The organism is Nocardiopsis listeri, from assembly GCF_020741345.1.
Classification (GTDB): Bacteria; Actinomycetota; Actinomycetes; order Streptosporangiales; family Streptosporangiaceae; genus Nocardiopsis; species Nocardiopsis listeri_A.
The window spans coordinates 1-22390 of the sequence record NZ_DYZD01000186.1 but is presented as its reverse complement, the minus strand read 5'-3'; the positions used below and the strand labels follow the sequence as shown (position 1 = coordinate 22390).

Annotated in this window: 20 protein-coding genes; 8 read left to right on the top strand and 12 right to left on the bottom strand. The window is 68.6% G+C overall.

Annotated elements, in window-relative coordinates:
• Positions 1-303: 303 nt before the first annotated feature.
• On the bottom strand, positions 304-1209 hold the full coding sequence (locus tag K8V84_RS10305; protein WP_304073588.1) for an alpha/beta hydrolase: 906 nt from the start codon (positions 1207-1209) through the stop codon (positions 304-306).
• Between the two features lie 227 nt (positions 1210-1436).
• On the opposite strand from K8V84_RS10305, the gene nhaA reads away from it, so the two are divergent.
• The 4 genes from nhaA to K8V84_RS10285 all read left to right on the top strand — a co-directional run bounded on the left by nhaA (position 1437) and on the right by K8V84_RS10285 (position 6376).
• Positions 1437-2711, top strand: coding sequence for a Na+/H+ antiporter NhaA (nhaA, locus tag K8V84_RS10300; protein WP_304073585.1), 1275 nt, complete (start codon positions 1437-1439; stop codon positions 2709-2711).
• Positions 2712-3039: 328 nt separating this feature from the next.
• Positions 3040-3243, top strand: coding sequence for a cold-shock protein (locus K8V84_RS10295; RefSeq protein WP_304073583.1), 204 nt, complete (start codon positions 3040-3042; stop codon positions 3241-3243).
• A 239-nt stretch (positions 3244-3482) separates the two neighbouring features.
• Complete coding sequence (locus K8V84_RS10290; protein ID WP_304073580.1) at positions 3483-4976, top strand: DEAD/DEAH box helicase; 1494 nt, start codon at positions 3483-3485, stop codon at positions 4974-4976.
• A gap of 179 nt (positions 4977-5155) precedes the next feature.
• Positions 5156-6376 (top strand): MFS transporter, encoded by a 1221-nt coding sequence (locus K8V84_RS10285; RefSeq protein WP_304073577.1) that lies wholly within the window; start codon positions 5156-5158, stop codon positions 6374-6376.
• A gap of 160 nt (positions 6377-6536) precedes the next feature.
• Here K8V84_RS10285 and K8V84_RS10280 read toward each other — a convergent pair whose 3' ends face one another.
• Positions 6537-8096 carry a DASS family sodium-coupled anion symporter gene (locus K8V84_RS10280; RefSeq protein WP_304073574.1) on the bottom strand — a complete coding sequence of 520 codons (1560 nt, stop codon included), beginning with the start codon at positions 8094-8096 and terminating at the stop codon, positions 6537-6539.
• A 252-nt stretch (positions 8097-8348) separates the two neighbouring features.
• On the opposite strand from K8V84_RS10280, the gene K8V84_RS10275 reads away from it, so the two are divergent.
• A complete protein-coding gene (locus tag K8V84_RS10275) occupies positions 8349-9299 on the top strand; it encodes a TAXI family TRAP transporter solute-binding subunit (RefSeq protein WP_304073571.1) in 951 nt (316 codons plus the stop codon).
• 15 nt (positions 9300-9314) lie between these two features.
• Here K8V84_RS10275 and K8V84_RS10270 read toward each other — a convergent pair whose 3' ends face one another.
• The 5 genes from K8V84_RS10270 to K8V84_RS10250 all read right to left on the bottom strand — a co-directional run bounded on the left by K8V84_RS10270 (position 9315) and on the right by K8V84_RS10250 (position 13198).
• On the bottom strand, positions 9315-10748 hold the full coding sequence (locus tag K8V84_RS10270; RefSeq protein ID WP_304073568.1) for a HAMP domain-containing sensor histidine kinase: 1434 nt from the start codon (positions 10746-10748) through the stop codon (positions 9315-9317).
• Positions 10749-10751: 3 nt separating this feature from the next.
• Entirely contained in the window at positions 10752-11420 is a 669-nt protein-coding gene (locus K8V84_RS10265) for a response regulator transcription factor (protein ID WP_304073564.1), read from the bottom strand.
• Between the two features lie 95 nt (positions 11421-11515).
• A complete protein-coding gene (locus K8V84_RS10260) occupies positions 11516-11740 on the bottom strand; it encodes a hypothetical protein (RefSeq protein WP_304073562.1) in 225 nt (74 codons plus the stop codon).
• Between the two features lie 314 nt (positions 11741-12054).
• Positions 12055-12501 (bottom strand): DoxX family protein, encoded by a 447-nt coding sequence (locus K8V84_RS10255; RefSeq protein ID WP_304073559.1) that lies wholly within the window; start codon positions 12499-12501, stop codon positions 12055-12057.
• Positions 12502-12691: 190 nt separating this feature from the next.
• Positions 12692-13198 carry a MarR family winged helix-turn-helix transcriptional regulator gene (locus tag K8V84_RS10250; RefSeq protein ID WP_304073556.1) on the bottom strand — a complete coding sequence of 169 codons (507 nt, stop codon included), beginning with the start codon at positions 13196-13198 and terminating at the stop codon, positions 12692-12694.
• Between the two features lie 402 nt (positions 13199-13600).
• Between K8V84_RS10250 and K8V84_RS10245 the strand changes: the two genes are divergently transcribed.
• Both K8V84_RS10245 and K8V84_RS10240 read left to right on the top strand, forming a co-directional pair.
• Positions 13601-14176, top strand: coding sequence for an NADAR family protein (locus K8V84_RS10245; RefSeq protein ID WP_304073553.1), 576 nt, complete (start codon positions 13601-13603; stop codon positions 14174-14176).
• 245 nt (positions 14177-14421) lie between these two features.
• Positions 14422-14664, top strand: coding sequence for a hypothetical protein (locus tag K8V84_RS10240; RefSeq protein ID WP_304073549.1), 243 nt, complete (start codon positions 14422-14424; stop codon positions 14662-14664).
• Between the two features lie 129 nt (positions 14665-14793).
• Here K8V84_RS10240 and K8V84_RS10235 read toward each other — a convergent pair whose 3' ends face one another.
• The 4 genes from K8V84_RS10235 to K8V84_RS10220 are packed head-to-tail and all read right to left on the bottom strand — an operon-like array spanning position 14794 to position 20547.
• Complete coding sequence (locus tag K8V84_RS10235; protein ID WP_304073546.1) at positions 14794-15711, bottom strand: carbohydrate ABC transporter permease; 918 nt, start codon at positions 15709-15711, stop codon at positions 14794-14796.
• Positions 15708-16670: a sugar ABC transporter permease gene (locus K8V84_RS10230; RefSeq protein WP_304073543.1), complete on the bottom strand. Its 963-nt coding sequence runs from the start codon at positions 16668-16670 to the stop codon at positions 15708-15710. Before K8V84_RS10230 ends, K8V84_RS10235 begins: the two co-directional genes overlap by 4 nt.
• A complete protein-coding gene (locus K8V84_RS10225; protein ID WP_304073540.1) occupies positions 16667-18052 on the bottom strand; it encodes an ABC transporter substrate-binding protein in 1386 nt (461 codons plus the stop codon). The genes K8V84_RS10230 and K8V84_RS10225 overlap by 4 nt, the downstream gene beginning before the upstream one ends.
• Before the next feature lie 38 nt (positions 18053-18090).
• A complete protein-coding gene (locus K8V84_RS10220; RefSeq protein ID WP_304073537.1) occupies positions 18091-20547 on the bottom strand; it encodes a glycoside hydrolase family 3 protein in 2457 nt (818 codons plus the stop codon).
• A 169-nt stretch (positions 20548-20716) separates the two neighbouring features.
• On the opposite strand from K8V84_RS10220, the gene K8V84_RS10215 reads away from it, so the two are divergent.
• The gene (locus K8V84_RS10215) at positions 20717-21397 is read left to right on the top strand and encodes a TetR/AcrR family transcriptional regulator (protein WP_304073535.1); all 681 of its coding nucleotides are present in this window, start codon (positions 20717-20719) and stop codon (positions 21395-21397) included.
• Between the two features lie 115 nt (positions 21398-21512).
• Here K8V84_RS10215 and K8V84_RS10210 read toward each other — a convergent pair.
• A partial coding sequence (locus K8V84_RS10210) for a L,D-transpeptidase (RefSeq protein WP_304073532.1) occupies positions 21513-22390 on the bottom strand: 878 nt, incomplete at its 5' end.

Below are 22390 nucleotides of genomic sequence, written 5' to 3'. Positions count from 1 at the left end.
GGTCAAGGACGGGTCCGTCGTCGAGTTCGGCACACCGGCCGAGATCATGACCGACGACGTGCTCACCAGGGTGTTCGAGACCCCGGTGACCGTCATCGACGGACCCAACGGGCCGCTCGCGGTCTACTACTGAAGCCCCGGTATCGGGCATGGGAGACCGCGTCTTCCGTGCCCGATACCGGAGCGATGGGCACCCCCCGAAGCCGAAGTCGACGTCACCCCCGACCTCGGGCGGCCACCGGGAGGAGTCCACGCGGCTCCGGGTCGACGACAAGGCGACCGATCCGAACAGGACCCGAACCGTCAGTCGGTCGGGTCGGTCTCCTTCGGCTCGTTGTCGGCCCGGGTGACCAGGTCGCGGATCCGCTCCGAGAACTCGTAGGGGACCAGGTGGCCGCCGCCCTCCAGCACGTCCACGTCGGCGTCCAGGAACCGTCTGGCCGGGCCGTGCAGGCGCGCCGGCGAGAAGAACACGTCGTCCGATCCGGTCGCCACGATGACGTTCTTCTTCCGCCAGGCCAGCAGCGACTCCGTCGGCAGCGGGCCCGGAGCCAGGCTGGTCCTGCAGTACTCGCCCACCATCGTCATCCAGGAGGCGAAGGGGTGGACGGGATACCGGAAATCGGGTCCGCTCATGAAGTTCAACAGCCGGGTGCTCTTGTCCTCCCTGGGGCCGATCATCCATGGCAGGGTGACCCGCATGAGCTCCGGAGAGGTCGCCGGTGGGGTCAGCCCCGCGGCCCCCACCAGCACCATCCCCTTGACCAGAGGACTCGGCTTGCCGGCCAGGGCCACGGCGGCGCCGAGGGAGTGCCCCAGGATGATCGCGGGCCGATCCACGAGCCGGGGCAGGACCTCGTCGAGCCATGCCCCGTAGGCCCGGGAGCGGTGACCGCGAGGGCGCCTACCGGAGCTCAGGCCCGGTTGCCCGGGCAGGTCCACCAGGATCACGTCCCGTTCGGCGGACATGTCGGAGGCGGGTGAGGCGCTCAGGGCGCTGTTGAAGTTGGTACCGCTGAGCACCACCACCGGCGCGTCGGGACCACCCTCGAAACGAAAGGCCCTGGTGGGCCCGATGGACGTGGAGAGCTCGGGCAGTGATCGGAGCCCGGGCAGTTCCGCGAGACGCTCCTCGCACCAGCCGCGCACGATCCGCTCCGCGAGCTCCGACCGGTAGATGCGGGCACCTTGGGGGATGGTCTCCGACATAGGGCACCTTGGTCTCGAATCCGGGTGGGCGGTGACCTTCTCGGATCACGGTGTGGGATTTTACCTGATCAGCCTGGACATTTGACCGGTCGTCCCCGTGCGGATCCGCCCTGAACTGGACATACACTCATTCTTCGACGAACATGGGCGCGGCGCCCAGCGCGTCTAGGTGTGCCGGGAAGACTGGTCGGCGAGTCCCACCAGTCCTATGCCCGGAGCACACCCAGATGAGCCTTGACCCGGTACGTTTCTCACCGAAGTACAGCCCGCTGCACCGGCTCGCCAACAACCTGCGCAGCGACACCGTCGCCGGCTTCCTGCTGATCCTCGCCGCGATCACCGCGCTGGTGTGGATCAACTCCCCGCTCGGCGACGTCTACGAGAACCTCCGTTCGGTGACCTTCGGCCCCGAGTCCCTGCACCTGAACCTGTCCCTGGAGACGTGGGCCGCGGACGGCCTGCTGGCGATCTTCTTCTTCGTGGTCGGCAACGAGCTCAAGCAGGAGTTCGTGCACGGTGAACTGCGCAACCCCCGGCGGGCGATGCTGCCGATCGTCGCCGCGATCTGCGGGATGGTCGTCCCCGCGAGCATCTACGCCCTCATCAACCTCAACTCCCCGGAGACCATCCAGGGCTGGGGCATCCCCATGGCGACGGACATCGCGTTCGCCGTGGCGATCCTCGCGGTGGTCGGACGCGGGCTGCCGCCGGCGCTGCGCACCTTCCTGCTGACGCTGGCGATCGTGGACGACCTCGGCGCCGTCATCGTCATCGCGATCTTCTACACCGCCGCCATCAGCCTGCTCCCGTTGTTCGGCGCCGCCCTGGGCGTGGCCCTCTTCGGTTACCTGCAGCGCGGCAAGGGCCTCGCCGCGAAGCTGAACGCCTCCGCCCTGCCGAACTGGATCGTGTACGTGCCCCTCGCGATCCTCATCTGGGTGCTGGTCCACGAGAGCGGTGTGCACGCCACCATCGCCGGTGTGGCCATGGGCCTGATGATGCGCACCAACCGGCAGGGCGACGAACCGGAGAGCCCCAGCCACCACATCGAGTACGTCCTGCGACCCTGGTCGGCGGGGCTGGCGCTGCCGGTGTTCGCGTTCTTCTCCGCGGGCGTGCTCTTCGACGGGGTGGACGAGGTCTTCACCGACCCGGCCGGGCTCGGCATCATCGCCGGTCTGGTCCTGGGCAAGATCGTCGGTATCACGGGCGGTTCCTGGCTCACCACCAAGGTCACCAAGGCGGAGCTGAACCCCGACCTGAAGTGGATCGATATCTTCGGTATGTCGCAACTCGCCGGGATCGGCTTCACGGTTTCCCTGCTCATCACGGAGTTGAGCTTCGCCGACTCGCCCGAGCACCTGTCGCACGCCAAGGCGGGTGTGCTGATCGCCTCGCTGATCGCCACCCTGACCGCGACCCTCGTGCTGAGCCTGCGAGGCCGGCACTACCGCCGCCTGGCCACGGCCCGCGCCGGGAGCGGTGACGAGGGCGGGAAGTAGCCACCACGGCCGCCACTGGAGCGAACGGGTCCCGCTCTTGAGGGGAGGGCGGGGCCCGCTCGTGCGAACGCGCGGCGCCCCGACGGGCCGGGCCGACGACGACGAGAACTCCACACCCAACACGGACTTCGCCCGATCCGATACCAGGGTTTTCGATGCGTTACAACACATCGGATTTTTCGGGCCCGACACAAACCGTGTGCTAGGTTGTTTGAAGTTGCAGTAGTGACCCCGCATAAAGCTCCATCTTTTTCGGGCGCTCACCTCGGTGACGAGAAAACCGTCAAATCGCGGTTTTCTTCATGCTCCCGAACGAGAGGCACAATCTATGGCCACCGGTACCGTCAAGTGGTTCAACGGCGAAAAGGGCTTCGGCTTCATCGAGCAGGACGGCGGCGGCCCCGACGTCTTCGCCCACTACTCCGCCATCCAGGCCAACGGCTACCGCGAGCTCGCGGAGGGCCAGGCGGTCCAGTTCGACGTCACCCAGGGTGCCAAGGGCCTTCAGGCCGACAACATCACTCTGGTCTGAGAGAGCTGAGGCTCTTTCAATAGCAGGGGCCCGCCCTCAGGGCGCAGGGCCTCTGCCTTTCTTCTTTTCGGACCGGGTTTCTCGCCGTCGCATCTCGACCGGCACCGGCCATCAACCACGCCCCGGATTCTCCGTGTGGGCAGTGGATCTCGCAGTATTATCCCGGCGCCGCCGGTGCTCAGCGTCGAGGTCGAAGACGACCTCCACGCCCGGCACGGGTCGTCGGTGGAAGGTTTCTCTTGAACCACACGTCCCGTACCAACACCCGACGCCCCCGTCCCTCCGGGGAGTTCGGCCGTAGGCGGCCCCGCGGCTCCTTCGGTGGCGGCCCCCGTCAGGGCGGCGGCCGGGAAGGCGGCAGAGGTCGTTTCGACGGCGGACGCTCCTCCGGCGAGTTCGCCCTCCCCACCACGGTCACTCCCGGGCTCGACCCCGTGGAGGCATTCCAGGACCTGGACATGCCCGACTCGCTGAAGTCGATGCTGACCCGCCAGGGCCTGACCACGCCGTCGGCGATCCAGGCGGCCACCCTGCCCAACTCGCTGGCGGGCCGCGACGTCCTGGGCCGCAGCCAGACCGGATCGGGCAAGACGCTGGCCTTCGGGCTGTCCCTGCTGGCCCGTCTCGACGGCCGTAAGGCCGAGTCGCGGCACCCCCTCGCGGTGGTGCTCGCCCCGACCCGCGAGCTCGCCCAGCAGGTCACCGAATCGCTCATCCCGTACGCCCGTGCGGTGCGGGTGCGCATGGCCACCGTGGTGGGCGGCATGCCCATCCACCGCCAGGCGCGCTCCCTGCACCAGGGCGTGGAACTCGTCGTCGCCACCCCGGGACGTCTGCGCGACCTGATGGAGCGCGGCGACTGCGTCCTGGACCAGGTGGAGGCCACCGTCCTGGACGAGGCCGACCAGATGACCGACATGGGCTTCATGCCGCAGGTCACCGCGATCCTCGAAGAGGCCCCCGCAGGCGGTCAGTGCCTGCTGTTCTCGGCGACCCTGGACCGCAACGTGGACCGTCTGGTCCGCCGCTTCCTCAACGACCCGGTGGTGCACTCGGTCGACCCCTCCGAGGGCACCGTCACCACGATGGAGCACCACCTCCTGCACGTGTCCCCCGCGGACAAGCAGGCCACGGCGACCCGCATCGCCGCCCGTGACGGCCGGGTCATCATGTTCTTGGACACCAAGCACGCCGTGGACCGGATGGCCCAGTACCTGCTGGACAACGGCGTCCGGGCCGCACCCCTGCACGGCGGTCGTTCCCAGCCCCAGCGCACCCGCACCCTCAAGCAGTTCAAGGAGGGCACGGTCACCGCGCTGATCGCCACCAACGTCGCGGCGCGCGGCATCCACGTGGACGACCTCGACCTGGTGGTCAACGTGGACCCGCCCACCGACCACAAGGACTACCTGCACCGCGGCGGCCGTACCGCCCGTGCCGGCGAGTCCGGCAACGTGGTCACCCTGGTACTGCCGAGCCAGCGTCGCGGCATGGCCCGCATGATGTACCAGGCGCGTGTCGAGGCCCAGATCGCACAGGTGCACGCCGAGGACCCGGAGCTCGCCCGCATCACCGGTGCCCGTGAGCCTTCCGGTGAGCCGGTGACGCTGCCTCGTAGCCGCGAGGACAGCCCTCGTCGCGGTCCGCGCGGTGGTGGCTACGGTGGCGGCGGCTACAGCGGCGGGCGCAACCGTCGCCCGCGCCGCCCCGCGGCGAGCCGCAGCCGGGACTGACGAACCGGTTCACGCGTACGCACATATGAGAACCCCGCCCCGTCCAGGTCACCAGACCCGGACGGGGCGGGGTTCTTCGTCGTGCTCCCTTCCCGGTCGGGTGCGCAGACGCTAGCCTGCCCTGGACGTCGTCATCCGCTCATCGGATGCCTCAACCCGCACCCCCACAGCGAGGCTCCATGCATTCCAGCACCGCCGTCCGCACCGGAGCCCAGGGCGCACTGGTCCTCACGGCCCTCTTCCTGGTCGCCGCCTGCCTGCGCCCGGCACTGACCTCGGTGGGGTCGGTCCTGGAACAGATCGGTGACACCACGGGGCTGTCCGCCTCGGCGTTGGGACTGCTGGGCGCGCTTCCACTCCTCGGCTTCGCCGTGATCTCGCCCCTGGTCCACGGCCCCGCGGCCCGATGGGGTGTGGACCGGCTCGTGCTGGTGGCGATGGTGGTGCTGTGCGCGGGCATCGTCCTCCGTTCCCTGCCGCCGCTGCCCGCCCTGTGGATCGGCACCGCCTTGATCGGCGCCTCGGTGGCGGTCGGCAACGTGCTGATCCCCGCCATCATCCGGCGGGACCAACCCTCCCGGATCTCCCTGTTGACCGGGGTCAACACCGCGGTGATGAACTCCTCCGCCGCCCTGGCCGCCGGTCTCGCCGTTCCCCTGTCCCTGCTGTTGGGAAGTTGGCGGCCGGCGTTGGGACTGTGGGCGGGCCTGGTGGCGGTGGCGGTCCTGGTGTGGGCGGTGCGAATGCGCCGGTTACCCGGCCCGGACGCGGTCGGGACGGTCGCGGCCGTTCCCGAGGAGCCCGAACGATCGGTGTGGGCCTCGGCCAAGGCCTGGCAGGTCACCGTGTTCATGGGTCTGCAGTCCACCACCTTCTTCACCCTCATCAACTGGCTGCCCACCGTGGAGGCCTCGCGGGGCGTCGCCCCCACCACGGCCGGATGGCACCTGTTCGGCTTCCAACTGGCGGGCATCGTGGCCGGTCTGGCCGTCACCGCACTGATGGGCCGTCGGGCCGAACAGCGTCCCGCCTGCCTGGTGGTGAGCGTGGGCATGGTGGTGGCCATGGCCGGTCTTGTGTGGGCGCCCGGAGTGGGCCTGCTGTGGATCCTGCTGGCCGGGGCGAGCACCGGTGGCGCCATCGTGGTGGCGCTGGCGCTCATCGCGCTCCGGGGCGGCACGCACGGACGGACCGTTCGCCTCTCCGGTATGGCGCAGTCCATGGGCTACCTGTTGGCCGCAGGCGGCCCGGTGGCGGCGGGCGCGCTCGGACAGACCACGGGCGTGTGGGAACCGGTGCTGTTGCTGGTGGGGGCCCTCGCCCTGGTCCAGACGGGCATCTCCCTGTTCGCCGGCCGACCCGAGCCAAGCCCCGACGCGCGGGAACACTCCGACCCCTGAGGGCACGAAGGAGGGCGCCTCCACCCTCCTTTCCGTCGGACGGTGACGGAAAGAGGGTGGAGACGCCCCTGGGAGTGCCGGGTGGTGTCCGGGAGAGTGGACCACCACCCGGAGGAGGATCGCCCGCTCTTCGCTTCGAGCGATCCGTGGTCGGCCACGACTACAACGAGATGCCCAGTGCCCAGGTCATCAGGCCGTACATGGTGCCGAGGATGAGGAACAGGGCCACGAGGTTGAGCCAGAGGCCGCCCTTGATCATCTCGCCGATCTTCACGTAGCCCGAACCGAAGGCGATCGCGTTCGGCGGGGTCGCCACCGGGAGCATGAACGCCATGGTGGCGGCGAGGGCGACCGGGACCACCAGTGCGAGGACGTCGATGCCCATGCCCATGGCCACGCCGCCCATGATGGGCAGGAAGGTGGCCGCGGTGGCCGTGTTACTGGTCAGCTCGGTGAGGAACAGGACCAGCGCGCTGACGGCCAGGATCAACACCCAGGTGGGCACCCCGGACAGGAAGGAGACCTGGGCGCCGACCCAGGCGCTGAGCCCGGAGTCGGTGAACTGGGCGGAGATGGCCAGCCCGCCACCGAAGAGGAGCAGGACGCCCCAAGGCAGCTTGACCGCCGTGTCCCAGTCCATCAGTGGCGTCTTACGGTCCACGGGGAGCAGGAAGAGCAGAACCGCGACGGTCATCGCGATGCCCGCGTCCGAGACGCTGCCGAGCCAGGGAGCGACGGCGGCGACCGGAGCGAGGTCGGCGATCATCGGGATGAAGATCCAGGACAGGGCCGCGAAGGCGAACACCGCCAGGACGAGCTTCTCGCCCCGGGACATGGCGCCCATCTTGTCGAGCTCCTCGCGGATCATCTCCTGAGCGCCCTCGACCTTCTTCACCTCCGGCTTGAAGAGGCGGGTCAGAACGTACCAGGCGATCAGCATGAAGACCGCGGCCAGCGGCACACCGGCCATCATCCACTGGCCGAAGCCGATCTTGATGTCGTGGGCGTCGGCGAGGTACCCGACCATCAGGACGTTGGGCGGGGTACCGATCAGGGTGGCCACCGAGCCGATGGACGAAGAGTAGGCGATGCCCAGCATGAGGGCGGTCGCGAAGTTCGCGTCCGTACGTCCGCCACGGAACTGGGTGATGAGCGCGATGACGGAGAGACCGACCGGCAGCATCATCACGGCGGTGGCGGTGTTGGACACCCACATGGTGATGAAACCGGTGGCGATCATGAAGCCACCGATCAGACCGACCGTGTTCGACCCGACCTTGGAGACGATCGTCAGGGCGATGCGCTTGTGGAGGTTCCACTTCTGCATGGCCAGGGCCAGCATGAAGCCGCCCATGAACAGGAAGATCGTGTCGGAGCCGTACGCGGAGGCCACGTCCCCGACCTCCGCGCCCTCCATCATCAGGGGGAAGAGCACCAAGGGGAGAAGGGAGGTCACCGGGATCGGGATGGCCTCGGTCGCCCACCAGATGGCGATCCAAACGGTGATCGCCGCGACGACCCCACCATTGACGGACATGACCTCTTCGGTCTCACCGTCACCCAGCGGCAGCGGCATCTCCGGCATCACGAGGAAGACCAGGAGACCGAGCAGGGGACCGAGGACGAGTCCGATGACACGACCACGGGTCATCCCCTGTGAGGACTTCTCCTCGGGTTTGACCGACGTGTCGGGTTTGTCGACGCCCTTCTGGGTCGCCATGGGTTCCTCCTTTGAGCACCGTCCATGTGCGGCACCCTCCTTCGGAGGGCCACCCGCGGGTTACCGCGGGATTGCCTCCGGGTTACGTCTTGCCTCAACAGATGGTCAGCTCACATGGAGGTGTGTGCAACGCAACTCACTGATTCTTGGGGTTCCTCTGACATAGGGCGACGTTCGGTATAGGTCCATGGGACGCGCAGTGACGTGGGGTGACCCTCTGACCCCATGCCCTTCCCCGTCTAAGCTGCGGGTATGCGATCGCTCGGACCGACCAGACGGACCGCCCTGTTGGGCGGCCTCGGTGTCCTCTCCCTTGCGGCCGTGAGCGGTTGTACGGACGACCCCGCCCCGGGACTCGGTCGGATCGTCGTCGCCACCGGCCCTCCCGGAGCCGTCTACCGCGAGATCGGCGCGGCTCTGGCACACCTGTTGGACGAACACCTGCCCGATCAGGAACTCGTCACCGTCGAGACGGGCGCCTCCCACGACAACCTGCACCTGTTGGACGACGGAGAGGCCCACCTCGGCCTCGCCAACCTCGACTCCGTACTCGCCACCGACATCGCCACGGAGGGATCGGCGATCAGCTCGGTGGGAAGGCTCTTCGACAGCTTCGTCCACCTGGTGGTCCGTGACGACTCCCCCGTGCGCTCGCTCGCGGACATCGAGGGGATGCGGGTGTCCCTGGGCACGGTGAACTCCGGCACCGAGTTCACCGCCGAGCAGATCCTGGAGGTCACCGGGGTGCGGCCCGAGGAGGTACGGCTCGACCAGGCCGAATCCGCCGCCGCCCTCGACACGGGGGAGATCGACGCGATGTTCTCCCTGACTGGTATCCCCACACCCGCCGTAGCCGAGCTCGCCGAGGAACGCGCCCTGCGGCTGGTCGACCTGACCGACACCGCCGACGCGATGGTCAGCGTCTACCCGGAGGCCTACTTTCCGGCGACCATCCCCGCCACCACCTACAGCGGCATCCCGGCCTGCCCCACCATGTCCATCCCCAACCTGCTCCTGTGCCGCCAGGACCTGCCGGACGAGCTCGTCCGGCAGGTCACCGAGGCGGTGTACACCGGTGCCTCACGTCTGGCCGAACAACGCCCGGAGGCCGCCCAGATCAACGTACGCACCGGGATCTCCACCGGCATCGTGCCCCTGCATCCCGGGGCCGAGCAGTGGTATCGGGAGAACAAACCCTCCTAGTGCCCAAGAGCCGGGTCAGAGTCGGGGAGGCTCATCACCCTCGGTCCCGGTCTCCTTCGGCGGATCGGCCGGCGGCAGGGTGATCACCACCCCGAGTCCGTGGCGCCCCTGGTCGGCCGACCCATCACCCAGGGTGAGCCGCCCACCGGCCTCCCGCACCAGGTCGGCGACGATCGCCAGCCCCAGGCCCGTCCCCTCGGTGTTCTGATGGCTCGGAGAACGCCAGAACCGGTCGAGTGCGGCCTCACGCTCCTCTTCCGGCAGTCCCGTGCCGTTGTCGAGCACACCGATCCGCACCTCCTCGCCGTCCTCGGCGCGGATCTCGATCCGGTCGCCGCCGGAGAGTCGCATGGCGTTGCTGAACAGCTCGTCGAGGATGCTGCCCAGACCGCCCGCCGGAGCGTGCGCCCACACCTGTTCGGGCAGATCGGTGACGACCTCGATTCCGCGCGACTCCCCCAGGGCACGCCACCTCGGCACCCGGGTCTCGACCAGGGACGTCACCTCCACCGCCTCGGTGCCGGTGACGCTCTCCAGCCGGGTGGCGGCCAGCAGGGAGTTGAGCATCCGGTGCATCATCGTGCTCTCGTCGATCGCCACGGCGTGCGCCTCCACCGCGTCCTCCCCCTTCAGGTAGGGCGCCAGGTTCTCCACCGACAACCGCAGACTCGCCAGAGGGTTGCGCAGCTGGTGGGAGGCCTCCGAGACGAACGCGCGCTGCCGTTCCAGAGCTCGACGCACCACGTCGACCATGGTGTTGAAGGAGTCGGTGAGCCTGCGCAGCTCGGGTGGGCCGCGTTCGGCGTCCACATGCACGTCCAGGTCGCCGGCGGTCACCGCGGTGGTGGCCTCGTCCAACCGTCGGATCGGTTGCAGCACCCACCAGGACAGCGGCAACGCCGCCGCCACCAAGAGGGCCAACGGGACCAGGCTGAGCAGGGCCATCCACCCCCACGCGGTGAGGATGTCTGCACCCAACCCGTCGGTGGAGGACACCAGCACCACGGCACCGGCGACCTCGCTGTCACGACCGATCGGTTCGGCCACCACCAGCGGTTCGGAGTTCCACGGCCACACGGTGGTCGGCGGCTCCGGGCGTTCCCCGGCCAAGGCGGCGAAGACCCCCGCGTCCACCCCCACGTCCGTCACCAGGGCCCGCATCCGCTCCAGGTCTCCCGACCCGGTCAAGACCTCCCCGTCGGGTGCCACCACGACCGCCGGAATCCCGTAGAGCTGCTCGTAACGGGACATCTCCTGGGCCAGGGCGTTGTCCCGGTCGGTCTCCAACGCGGTGCGCGCGAGCGCGGCGAAGCGTCCGGCGTCCCCCAGCCGATCGACGTACACCTCCTGTGTCTCCTGCTGGGCGATCACTCCACCCAGAGGCACGACAATGGCTCCGACCAGCACGAACGCCACCGGAAACAGGATCGTCAGCAGACGCCGGAGCATGGGTCAGCCCCCGTCGAGCACGTAGCCGACCCCGCGCACCGTACGGATGTGCACGGCGTCCCCGAGCTTGCCCCGCAGCGAGGCGATATGGGTGTCCAGGGTTCGCGAGGACGCCTCCCAGGCGGCGCCCCACACCTGATCCAGGATCTGGTCCCGGGCCACCACGTTCGGCGCGCGAGAGATCAGCAGCCGCAGGAGGTCGAACTCCTTACGTGTCAGTTGCAGGGGTTCGCCGCCGAGCTCGGCCTCCCGGGAGTCGACGTCGATGACCAGGTCACCGGTCCGCAACGGCGGGTTCTCGGGCTCGGGTTCGGCACGCGCCGACCGGGTGCGTCGAAGTACCGCGTCGATACGCGCGAGGAGTTCGGCCACCCCGAAGGGTTTGACCACGTAGTCGTCGGCCCCCGCGCGAAGACCTCGTACCCGGTCGCGTTCCTCGCTGCGCGCGGTCACCGCGATGATCGCGGTCTGGGGGCGCCGACGCAGGCGGCGCAGGAGGTCGATCCCGTCGGCGTCGGGAAGTCCGAGGTCGAGCAGGACGACGTCCGCGGGCGGCGCCGTGAGCGCCCGCTCCGCGGTGGCCACCCGTTGGACGTCGAAGGAGGCGGAGCGCAGCGCGGTCACCAGCCCGCGTGCCACCCGGTCATCGTCCTCGACCACGAGAATGCGCATGGCTAGCCATAGTAGGCAGTACTGAGCATGAGCGGTCCCCACCCCACGCCCTCACCCCCGCCGAGGGATGTACGGAAGCGGCCTCCCGCAGAGTCTCAACGAGGGCCGGGACCTCCCGGGACCAGCCCCGGTCGACGCTCTCGTAGCTGTTGGGCTCCCTCGACGGGTACGTACTCGTCGGCACGCGACCCCTCCAGGAGTTCGGGGTCGCGGACGCCGGGACCCAGTCGCAGACCATGAAGGAAGTGCTTGATCCGGCCGGATTTCCACAGCCTGTGGAAGAGTTCGGACGCCGCCCCGGAGATCATCGACCCCGACACCGTTCTCAGTCCTCAGCACCCATCGGTGGAACAGCCACCACCCCACGGCCGATTCGTCCCGCCCGCGCCGGCGCACGCGTTCGGTGAGCACCCGGTACTCGCCGACGAACGCTTCGAAGAAGCGTCGTTCAGGGGAGGCCCTCCCGCACGTCCCTCGTCGAGTCGGTCGTCTCGTGCCGATCCGCCACGCCCGGCTCCGCTCTCCCTGGTTCCTGGGCACGAGGCTAGAAGAGAAGCCCCTTGGGGAGAATGGATGCGAAGAAACGGCAACGGCCGCCCAGCGTCGTTGGTGGGCGGCCGCGTCGAAAGGAGGATCAGGCGGCGTGCACGGTGGCCTTGTCCTCCGAGCGGACACGGCGGCGACCCCAGGGCATCACGCTGTCGACGGCGAAGCGGCCACCGGAGAAGCCCAGGGCCAGCGCGGCGACGGCCATGACGAGTGCCAGTTCGAAGCCGCCGACCAGCGGGTCGCCGACGTGGACGAAGTAGTAGGCGTTGCCCATCATGAGGGCGAGGAGCACCCCGGCGACGGGCAGAGCGAACCCGACGATGAGCGCCGCCCCCGCGCCGACCTCGATGCCCGCGCCCAACAGGGCGGCGAACTGCGGAAGGGGGATGCCCATCGCTTCGAACCCGGCCGCGGTGCCCTGGAGGTCGGTGGCCTTGGGCAGCCCGTGGGCGATGAAGACGACACCGACGACGACGCGCGCGATCAGGGCGGTCAGGTCGCCGGCCATGGTTCTGGGTGTCTGTTCGGTCATGGTGCGTTCCTGTTCTGTGAGCGGGTCTCCCGGCGGTCGAGGTCGGCGTCCGGTTCCAACACTTGAGACCACAACCTTTTACCGGGAAGCAACATGGTAATGCGTATCCGCCCGCGTACATAGCGTGCCGGCCGGAGAAGTTACAACCCCCACACGACCGTCCTGCTCAGGACGGGTAACAGAATCCGACTCAGTTCCGGACTCCAGGCCCCTTCGGGTCCGGGTACCGCGGCTCTTCGTCGTGGGGATCCAGCGAGCCCAACATCGCCTCGGAGATCTCGCGCAGCTGACCCACCTGCTCCCGGGTGAGCGTGTCGAACACCAGGCGCCGCACCTCCTGGACATGCCCGGCGGCCGCCTCGCGCAGCGTCTCCATCCCCTTGTCGGTGAGTTCGACGAGGGTCGTGCGCCGGTCCCCCGGACGTTTGAAGCGGCGGATCATCTCCTCCGCCTCCAAACGCGCCGCCGCGTGCGACAACCGGCTGGGCGAGGAACGCAACAGGCGGGCCAGGCGTGTCATCGTCAGTTCCCGGTTCGGGGCCTCGGAGAGCATCGCCAGGATCTGGTAGTAGGCGTGCGGTATCCCGGAATCGTGCCTGAGCTGGCGATCCAGCGCCCCGTCCAACAGGTGCACGGCCATGAGGAAGATGCGCCAGGTCCGCTGCTCGTCATCGTCGAGCCACCGTGTCTCGGTCATCGGACCCGAACCCTCCGAACGCTCGATCATGTCGCCGGCCGCCGACACAGCCCACTGGTCTGGTCCGAGCCGAGGCGATTCGCATCGTCTCCGCGCATCGGGGACGTTCCTCTCCGCTTCGGAGCCACGGCCGCTCGCACCCCGTTGACCTATGGTTTCCGGGGCTTTGCGCAACGCTACTACGACGTAACGTGTGACGGTCCGAGCACGCCTGAACCCACCGGACCCGTGACCGGTACAGGCGCCTCGACCCGCCGACGGCCGTGCGACCCCGGGTTTGGGCACAAGCCCGCCGAAGGGCCCTTCCGGTCCCGACCGAGCCGGCTTCCTCCCAGCGCACAAAGCCATCGAACACGCGAAAAGGTCTACCGACCTCGGCCCGGTTCTGCGAGACTCCCCAACATGACGGGCACACACAACCCTGCCGACGCGAGGACCGTGGAGGATCTGCTCCGCATCGACGGACGGATCAAGTACGTGCACTTCTGGGGACACGAGCCATCACCGGATGGGCTCACGGCCACCTGCCTCTCCCAGTGGTGGCCGGCCGACTTCATCGTCGACGGAGTCACCTACCGCACCGCCGAGCACTTCATGATGGCCGAGAAGGCCAGGCTCTTCGGTGACGCCGAGGCCGCCGAACGGATCGTCGCCGCCGAACACCCCAAACAGGCCAAGCAGATCGGCCGCCAGGTCCGGGACTTCGATGACGAGGCCTGGAAGCGAGAACGCTTCGACATCGTCGTCCGAGGCAACCTCGCCAAGTTCGGTCAGAACAAGGATCTGTTGGAGTATCTCCTCGGCACGAAGGAACGGGTCCTGGTCGAGGCCAGCCCCCGCGACCGCGTGTGGGGGATCGGAATGGGCCGGGAGAACGAGAACGCCGAACGCCCCAAGTACTGGCGTGGACGCAACCTGCTGGGCTTCGCTTTGATGGAGACCCGTGCCCGGCTGGCCTCCGAACACGCCGCCGCCTGACCCACCGACATTCACCGATGCGGGGCCCGGAGGGACCACCTCCGGGCCCGTTTCGTCCCTTAGGCCCCATCCTGATCGGCTGTTCTCCCCGATTTCACCCCGGGTCCGGCCGATCACCCTGCACGGCCCACCCCATCGGCGTAGAGTCCGCACACGCGAACATCACGGTGCCCCGGCACCACGGCACGTCGACCGTCCCCGGGACACCGTCCTCGCTTCTTGCAGGACCACACCCAGGGGATTCCATGGCCTATTACCGAGTCCGACTCAACGACGGCACCAGCCACACCCTCCAGGCGGTGCGCATGCGAACCGACGCCGGCGGCTTCTACTTGGAGGAGCGTGAGGCGGGCGACTGGCGCGAGGTCTTCAGCAACCCCCTCACCGAGGTCGAGCGCGTCCAGCGCCGCTTCACCGAGAACGACGGCACCTGGACCTGGCTCCAGGAGCGGCTGCCCGCCCCCGTGGGCGGTGTGCGCGCCTGGTGACCGTCCCCGTCGAATGAGTCCTCACCAGGCAGGGGCCCGTGTTCCTCCGGGGCCGATCGGCTTCCCGGTCGGTGGTCGAGAGCGGGACCCCCGAAGGGCTCGTTCGGGGATCCCGCCGTTCCGTTCGGGTCAGCCCTTGACGGCGCCCGCGGTCATGCCTCCGCGCCAGAAGCGCTGGAGGACGATGATGGCGATGATCAGCGGAATGATCGAAAGCATGGATCCGGTCACCACCCGCATGTACATCTCGATGTCTCGGCCCTGGTAGGACTGCCAGGTCACCAGGCCCAGGGTGATCGGGTACAGCTCCTCGTCGGCGAGCATCACCAGCGGCAGGAAGAAGTTGTTCCAAACACCCACCAGCTGGAACAGGAACACCGTCACCAGCGCGGGCGCCATCATGCGCAGGCCCAGGCTGAAGAAGATGCGTCCCTCACCCGCCCCTTCCAACCGGGCCGCCTCGATGATGGAGTCGGGCACGGAGGCGTCGGCGTAGATCCGGCACAGGTACAGACCGAACGGGGAGATGAGGCTGGGCAGCAGGACCGCCCAGTAGGTGTTGGCCAGCCCGATCTGGCTGAACAGCAGGTACAGCGGCAGCGCGGTGGCCGCGGCCGGGACGAGAACCCCGCCGAGGACCATCCCGAACACCAGCTTCCGACCGCGGAATTCGTACTTGGCCAGCGCGTACCCGGCGGCGGCCGCCAGCAGCGTGGCCAACAGGGCTCCGAAAACCGAGTAGAAGAGGCTGTTGAGGGTCCAGCGCCAGAAGATGCCGTTGTGGTAGGTGAGGACGTCGGCGATGTTGTCCCACAGGGCGAACGTGTCGCCGAGCAGGAACCCGTGCGAGTCGAACAGGTCCGAGGTGGTCTTGGTGGCCGCCACGAACACCCAGTACACGGGGAGGACGAAGTAACACGTGGCGACCGCGAGGATCGCGGTGACCAGGATCTTGGAGCGCGGTGACGCCCCGGTCGCGGTGCCCTTGCCCGCGGGTCGGCCCTCGGGCCCGCCCTTACCGGCGGGGGTCTTGGTCGTCGTGGTCATCGCTGCCGGTCCTTCCTGTTGACCGACCAAAGGAAGCCGAACGAGAGCACGAACGCGGTCAACGCCACGATGACCGACTGGGCCGCTGCCACGTTGTAGTCGTTGTCGGTGAAGGCGGAGTTGTACGCGGCCATGTTGGGCGTGTAGGCGGAGTCGATGGTCGAGGTGAAGCTCGTGAGGATCTGCGGCTCGGCGAACAGTTGCAGGGTGCCGATGATCGAGAAGATCGTGGTCAGGACCAGGGCCGGGCGGATCAGGGGCAACTGGACGTGCCAGGCCAGTTGGAAGGGGCCCGCCCCGTCGATCCGCGCGGACTCGTAGAGCTCGCCGGGGATCGTCTTCAGCTGGGCGATGAGGATCAGCATGTTGTAGCCGATGAACAGCCACGTGATGATGTTGGCGATCGACCACAGGACCGTTCCGTCGCCGAGCAGGTCGAGTTCGATCCCGACCAGGCCGGCCACGTCCACGATCGGGGACAGACCGGGCACGTACAGGAAGCCCCAGAGCAGGGTGGCGACCACGCCGGGCACTCCGTAGGGCATGAAGTACATCGCCCGGAAGAAACCCGGCCACTTCGCGGAGGCCGATTCCAGCAGCAGTGCCAGGACCAGGGCGAACCCCAGCATGACCGGCACCTGGATGACGCCGAAGAGCAGCACCCGACCGATGGAGTCGACGAACGCGCCCTGTTCGAGGGCCCGGACGTAGTTGCCGAAGCCGGCGAAGATCGATTCCCGGCCCAGTTCACCGAAGAGTCCGTGCCGCTGGACCTGGACGAAGCTCTGGTGGACCGCGTACAGGATCGGCAGGACGAAACAGAGTAGGAACAGGCCGAGGAATGGTGCGAGGAACCCCCAGGGGGTGAAGGCGTTCGCCTTGAACCGGCGCTCGGTCGGCGGCTTCGACGGGCGCTCGGGGCGGGCCTGGTCGGAACGGGGCGCGGTGGTCGTGGTCATGACCCGCTCCTGACCGACAGTCCCTTGGCGCGGATGTCACCGATCGTGTTGGCCTGGGCGGTCGCGAGCGCGTCCACGAAGGACGTCCCGCCGGTGACCGCGGCCCGGAACGCGTCACCGATGTGGTTCTTCGCGGCGCTCAACGTCGGCCCCCACATCCAGTCGGTGGGAATGTACTCGGCGGCCTCGGCGACGATGTCGGTGTAGTTCTGCTCCGAGAAGTAGGGGTCGGGGCCCTGGTTGCGCACGGAGTTCTCGTTGACCTCCTGGGAGGCCGCCCATCCGATGCCGCACTCGGTGATCATGGCGTCCACCGCGCGTTGGTCGGTGGCCAGCCAGTTGGCGAACCGCACCGATTCGTGCGGGTGCGGGGCGCCGTTGAGCACCACGGAGGCGGACCCGCCCCAGGCGCCCTCACGTCGGGGCTCGCCTTCCCACTGAGGCAGACCGGAGACCGCCCAGGCGCCGGGGTTGTCAGGGTCGTTGCCCTGGATGATGGCGTCGCCCCAACTGCCCACGGTCCAGGTACCGATGGTGCCGTGCTGCAGTCCCTGGAACCATCCGGTGGACCACACGGTGTGGGTGAGGTTGAGGACCCCCTCGCGGACCAGGTCCTCCCAGAAGCGGACGACCTTCACCGACCCGTCGTCCATGAAGTCGACGGACCACTCTCCGCCTTCGGAGGTGAACCACTGCGCCCCGGCCTGCATGCACATGCCGGCCAGCCAGTCGGCGTCGCCGACGGGGAAGGACTCGATGGCGGCGCCTTCCTCCGACGCGGCCACCTTTCGGGCCGCCTCGGCGTACTCGTCCCAGGTCGCGGGGGTCTCGATCCCCCACTCCTCGTACTTGTCCGCCCGGTGGAAGAACAGCATGGGACCGGAGTCGACGGGGATGCCGTAGTGACCGTCGATATAGGCGGCCTGCATCCACTGCCACTCGTCGTAGTGGTCGGCGTGGTCCAGGGCCCCGTACCGGCTCAGGTCCTCCAGCCCGTTCTCCAGGAGGAAGGACGGGATCTGGAAGAACTCGACCTGGGCGAGGTCCGGCTGGTTTCCGGCGACCAGCGAGTTGAACATCATCGCGTATCCACCGTCCAGCCCGCCGGGGATGGTGACGGCGCGGACGTGGATGTCCGGGTTCTCCTCGTTCCAGATGTCGGCCACCGTCTGGAAGCCCGGCCACCAGGTCCAGTAGTCGAGGGCGATGTTCTCGTTCGGGTCCTTCGGTGGGATGACCGGCCGGCTTCCGGTGGGGCCGACGGTGGCGGCGCAGCCGCCGAGTGCGGCCACGGATCCGAACGCCGTTGCCGCGGCTCCGGCTCGGAGCAGTCCGCGGCGGGTCAGGGCTCTGCGTCCGCTTGGGGGGTTGGGAACTTTCATGCTGGTTCCTTCGGGAAAACCTGCGGTGGGGGGTGGACTCAGCGCACCTCGAAGGGAGGACGGTGCGCGATGGCACGGCTGGAGGAGCCCACCGCGAGGTGGTAGACACCCTCCGGGGTGCGCCGTGCGTGTTCGGCGGGATCCCAGATCGCGAGGGCACGCGTCGGGACGTGGAGGGGAACCGTGACGGTCTCGCCGGGCGCGGCGTGCACCGAAGCGAAGGCCGCAAGGGAACGCAGAGGCCGGGGGAGCCCGTCTTCGTCGGCGGGCGGTTCCAGGTAGACCTGAACGACGTGGTGCCCGGGGCGTCGGCCCGTGTTGGTGACGGTGACGGTGACGGTGGGCGGTTCGGTGACCAGACCGTCGGCCCCCGTGGTCGTGTGCGGGGCGGACAGCACCGCGCCGTCGATCCGCCAGTCGGTGTAGCCCAGACCGAACCCGAAGGGGCGGTGGGGTTCGATCCCGTCACGGTCGTAGGCGCGGTGGCCGACGAACACCCCTTCTGCGTAGTCGTGGACGCCGTCGACGGGGTGGGTGTCCATGATCGGTACGTCGTCGTGGTCGCGCGGCAGGGTCCAGGGGAGTCGGCCGGTGGGTTCGGCGCGGCCGGTGAGGGTGTCGGCGAGGGCGTGGCCGTACTCCTGTCCACCGAACCAGGACCACAGGACGGCGGGCACCTCGTCGAGCCAGGGCAGGAGGACGGGTGCGCCGGCGTTGACCACCACCGCGGTGTTCGGGTTGGCGGCGTACACCCGTCGGACGAGTTCGTCCTGGCCACCGGGCAGGGCGAGGGTGGGTCGGTCGTAGCCCTCGGACTCGACCTCGTTGTTGGTACCGACCACGACGATGGCGACGTCGGCGGCCTCGGCGGCTCGGACGGCCTCCTGGATCTCCTCCTCCACGGTGGGTCCGGGGGGCGCGTGTCGGATCTGGACGATGACGCCGCGGCCGAACCCGCCGAAGTCGCCGACCTCCATGTCGACATCGACGCGCACGGTGCGGGGCTCGGTGTCTTCGGGGACCTCGATCTCCACGCGGGGTCCCTCGGGGTGGGCGTGGCGTGATTCGAGGATGTCGTCGACGGAGGCGCGTTGGTCGCTCTCCGAGACGATCTCGTCGTCGATCCGGATGGTGTGCGCACCCACGGCCGCGACCTCGATCCGGTGGGTCCCGGGCTCGTGGAGGGTGAGGGTCGCGACGAGGGCGGCCCGTTCCGCGCTCTCCCGAGCTTCGATGTGGAAGGCTCCGCCCGGCACCTCGGGGGTGTCGATGGCCTCGCCATGGCCGTCGTAGAGGGTGAGGTCGGCCTCGGTGAGGTGTTCGGCGGAGACCACCGGTAGGAGGCGTCGGGGATCACCGCCGCGGACGAGGGTCACCTCGACGTGCTCGGGCAGTACCTCCCGCAGCCCTTGGGCCGGGTCGACCAGGTACTCGGCGTTGACGTGCGCGCTGCCACCGCCCTGGGTGTAGGCGTCCACGGCGTTGGGGCCGATGAGCGCCACCGTGCGCACGGAGTCGGAGAGCGGCAGGACGTCGCCCTCGTTACGGAGCAGGACGTGGCCGCGTGAGCCGATCTCGCGCAAAATGACGTGTTCGTCCTCGCCCGCCACGGCGGAGGTGGTGTCCCGGTCGAGTTTGCCGACCCGTCCGGCCAAACGGAGCAGTCGGACCACCTTCTCGTCGATGACGGACTCGTCGACCTCACCGGCGTGGACCGCGTCCACCAGTGCCCGTCCCCAGGGACCGTCGGGTCCGGGCATGACGATGTCGAGTCCGGCGTCGGCGGAAGGGGCCGTGCTCCGGGTGGCGGCCCAGTCGCTGAACACGACTCCGTCGAACCCGAGCTCGCCTTTCAGCAGGTCGGTGAGCAGTCGGTGGTGCTCGGTCATGGTGGACGACTCGGCTCCGTCGTCGACGCCGTTGTAGGCGGCCATGACGGTCCAGGCCCCGGCGTCGAGCACGGCCTCGAAGGGCGGGAGGTAGACCTCACGGAGGGTGCGCTCGTCGATGCGGGAGACGTAGCCGGTGCGCTCGTGTTCGGTCTCGTTGCCGATGAAGTGCTTGGGGCAGGTGCCCACGCCCTCACCCTGGACGGCGCGGACGAACGCGGCGCCGAGTTCGGCGGTCAGGTGGGGGTCCTCGGAGAAACACTCGAAGTGTCGTCCACCCGCCGGGGAGCGGTGGAGGTTGAGCACGGGGGCCAGGACCACGTCGACGTCCTTGCGACGGGCCTCGGCGGCGAAGAAGCGACCCACCCGCTCCATGAGTTCGGTGTCCCAGGCCGCGGCGACCGCCGTGGGACTGGGCAGGCCCGCGGAGTGTTCGTCCCGGGTGGTCTCGGTCCCTCGGACCCCGGCGGGTCCGTCGGAGACGGTGATCGGGAGCAGACCGATCTCGGTGGCGGCGTGCAGGACCCAGCCGGTCCGGCCGGTGAGCAGGCGCACCTTGTCCTCCAGGGACAGGCGGGTGACGCGCTGGTGAAGGTCTGAAGTCATGAGCCCCTAGCCCTGTGATCCACGTCTCTTGCCGCGAAACAGTACTTACTTAATGTTCATTAAGCAAGGGAGGTGAGAGAACATCGGTAGCGTTGACGTGACCGGGCCCGAAGACCCCCAGCCACCGGCCCGGGGTACCCCCGCGGTACGAGGAAGTGGAGAACGGACAATGAGCGAGACGACCCCCACCGGCACACGTTCTCCCGAGGGCGACCCGCCCTCACCGACCCCGCGCAAGCGGGTCAATCGCCGCGAACGGATCCTGCGCACCGCGGCGGACGTGTTCGCCGCTCAGGGGTTCAACAACACGTCGCTGGCCGACATCGCCGCCACACTCGACATCACCCCCGCGGGGGTCCTGCACCATTTCGGCTCCAAGACCGAACTACTCACCGCGGTGCTGGAATTGCGCGACACCAACGACCCCGCGCCCTCCGGCGAGGGCATGCTGGACCACCTGGTCACCACCGCCGAGCGCAACGCCGAGCGCCCCGGTACGACCCAGCTGTACGCGGTGCTCTCCGCCGAGAGCGCCACCGCCCGACATCCCGCCCAGGACTGGTTCCGGGACCGGTACACCGTGCTGCGTCGAGAGGTGGAGGACGCGGTCCTGGATCGAATCGGTCCGGAGTACCGCGAGGCGGCGAGCACCCCCGGACCCGACGGGCACAGCCCGGCCCACTCCGCGGCCACCGCGATTCTGGCCGCCATGGACGGCCTCCAGGTGCAGTGGCTGCTGGACCCGGAGGCGGTGGAGATGGCCACGGTCACCGAGCTGGTGATAGAGGCCTTGGTGGCTCGGCTGCGCGCGACGGAGGTCCAGAGGGGTTCGGGGACCACCGGAGCCTGAATCGGCCCGGGACGCCGAAGGCGCACGGACGAAGGGGCGCCCGCGGTGCCGTGCACCGCGGGCGCCCCCGTGTCGTCTCGATCGGCCCGTCGGGAGCCGGTGACGAACGCGCTTCCTACAGGTCCTCACCGTGGACGGAACCCGGGGTCCCGTCGGTGGTCGTCTGGGCCTCGTCGGTCTCGCTGCCCTCGAGCCACTCGTCCCAGGACTTCTGCCAGTAACCCCAGCCGTTGTCCCACTCGAACTCACGGTCGGTACCGGTGGTGTCGAGGATGTCGCCCATCAGGGTGTTCTCGAAGAACCACACCGCGTCGTCCATGCGCAGGTTGGTGCAACCGTTGGAGGTGTTGGCCGAACCGATCGCGCCGTTGCTGGACATCTCGTGCACGAACTCGCCGCTGTTGGAGGTGCGGACCGCGTAGTTGACGTCCACGCGGTAGGAACCCGGGGAGTCCTCGGGGATGCCCACGGTGCTGGAGTCCATGGTGATGGTGTCGTAACGCTCCATGAGCACGTGCACACCGGTGGTCGTGGTGTCGAAACGACGGTTGGCCGCTCCGTTGCTCACGTCGATGGTGCGCTCGTGCTCACCGTCGATCTCGATCTCCATCTCGTGGTCGGGCACGTGCATCGTGGCGATGAGCTCACGGCCGATCTCGAAGTCGATCTGGTAGTTGCGCACACCGTAGACACCGTCGGAGGCCTCGACCCCGGCCAGGTTCAGGTCGACGGTGACGTTCTGGTACGGCTCCCAGTACTCCTCGGGTCGGAAGACCGCCATCTGGTCGGTCACCCAGTTCCAGGCGCCGGAGACCTCCTGCTCGGCGACCACGTTCATGGAGTTCTCGACCTGGCTCTTGTTGCTGACCGGCATGTCGAAGTTGATCACGACGGGCATGCCGACACCGACGGTGTCGCCGGAGCTCGGGAAGTTGGAGGCCAACTCCAGACGCTGCCCGGAGACCGCGTCCAGGGTGCCGAACTCGCTGGTGA

Bases quoted from the DNA above. Each gene is read 5' to 3' on its own strand.
- K8V84_RS10255 (WP_304073559.1), bottom strand. From the start codon at position 12,501: ATGACCGAACAGACACCCAGAACCATGGCCGGCGACCTGACCGCCCTG.
- K8V84_RS10250 (WP_304073556.1), bottom strand. From the start codon at position 13,198: ATGACCGAGACACGGTGGCTCGACGATGACGAGCAGCGGACCTGGCGC.
- K8V84_RS10220 (WP_304073537.1), bottom strand. From the start codon at position 20,547: ATGACTTCAGACCTTCACCAGCGCGTCACCCGCCTGTCCCTGGAGGAC.
- K8V84_RS10240 (WP_304073549.1), top strand. From the start codon at position 14,422: ATGGCCTATTACCGAGTCCGACTCAACGACGGCACCAGCCACACCCTC.
- K8V84_RS10265 (WP_304073564.1), bottom strand. From the start codon at position 11,420: ATGCGCATTCTCGTGGTCGAGGACGATGACCGGGTGGCACGCGGGCTG.
- K8V84_RS10275 (WP_304073571.1), top strand. From the start codon at position 8,349: ATGCGATCGCTCGGACCGACCAGACGGACCGCCCTGTTGGGCGGCCTC.
- K8V84_RS10270 (WP_304073568.1), bottom strand. From the start codon at position 10,748: ATGCTCCGGCGTCTGCTGACGATCCTGTTTCCGGTGGCGTTCGTGCTG.
- K8V84_RS10230 (WP_304073543.1), bottom strand. From the start codon at position 16,670: ATGACCACGACCACCGCGCCCCGTTCCGACCAGGCCCGCCCCGAGCGC.
- K8V84_RS10225 (WP_304073540.1), bottom strand. From the start codon at position 18,052: ATGAAAGTTCCCAACCCCCCAAGCGGACGCAGAGCCCTGACCCGCCGC.
- K8V84_RS10235 (WP_304073546.1), bottom strand. From the start codon at position 15,711: ATGACCACGACGACCAAGACCCCCGCCGGTAAGGGCGGGCCCGAGGGC.
- K8V84_RS10245 (WP_304073553.1), top strand. From the start codon at position 13,601: ATGACGGGCACACACAACCCTGCCGACGCGAGGACCGTGGAGGATCTG.
- K8V84_RS10295 (WP_304073583.1), top strand. From the start codon at position 3,040: ATGGCCACCGGTACCGTCAAGTGGTTCAACGGCGAAAAGGGCTTCGGC.
- K8V84_RS10215 (WP_304073535.1), top strand. From the start codon at position 20,717: ATGAGCGAGACGACCCCCACCGGCACACGTTCTCCCGAGGGCGACCCG.
- nhaA (WP_304073585.1), top strand. From the start codon at position 1,437: ATGAGCCTTGACCCGGTACGTTTCTCACCGAAGTACAGCCCGCTGCAC.
- K8V84_RS10285 (WP_304073577.1), top strand. From the start codon at position 5,156: ATGCATTCCAGCACCGCCGTCCGCACCGGAGCCCAGGGCGCACTGGTC.
- K8V84_RS10280 (WP_304073574.1), bottom strand. From the start codon at position 8,096: ATGGCGACCCAGAAGGGCGTCGACAAACCCGACACGTCGGTCAAACCC.
- K8V84_RS10305 (WP_304073588.1), bottom strand. From the start codon at position 1,209: ATGTCGGAGACCATCCCCCAAGGTGCCCGCATCTACCGGTCGGAGCTC.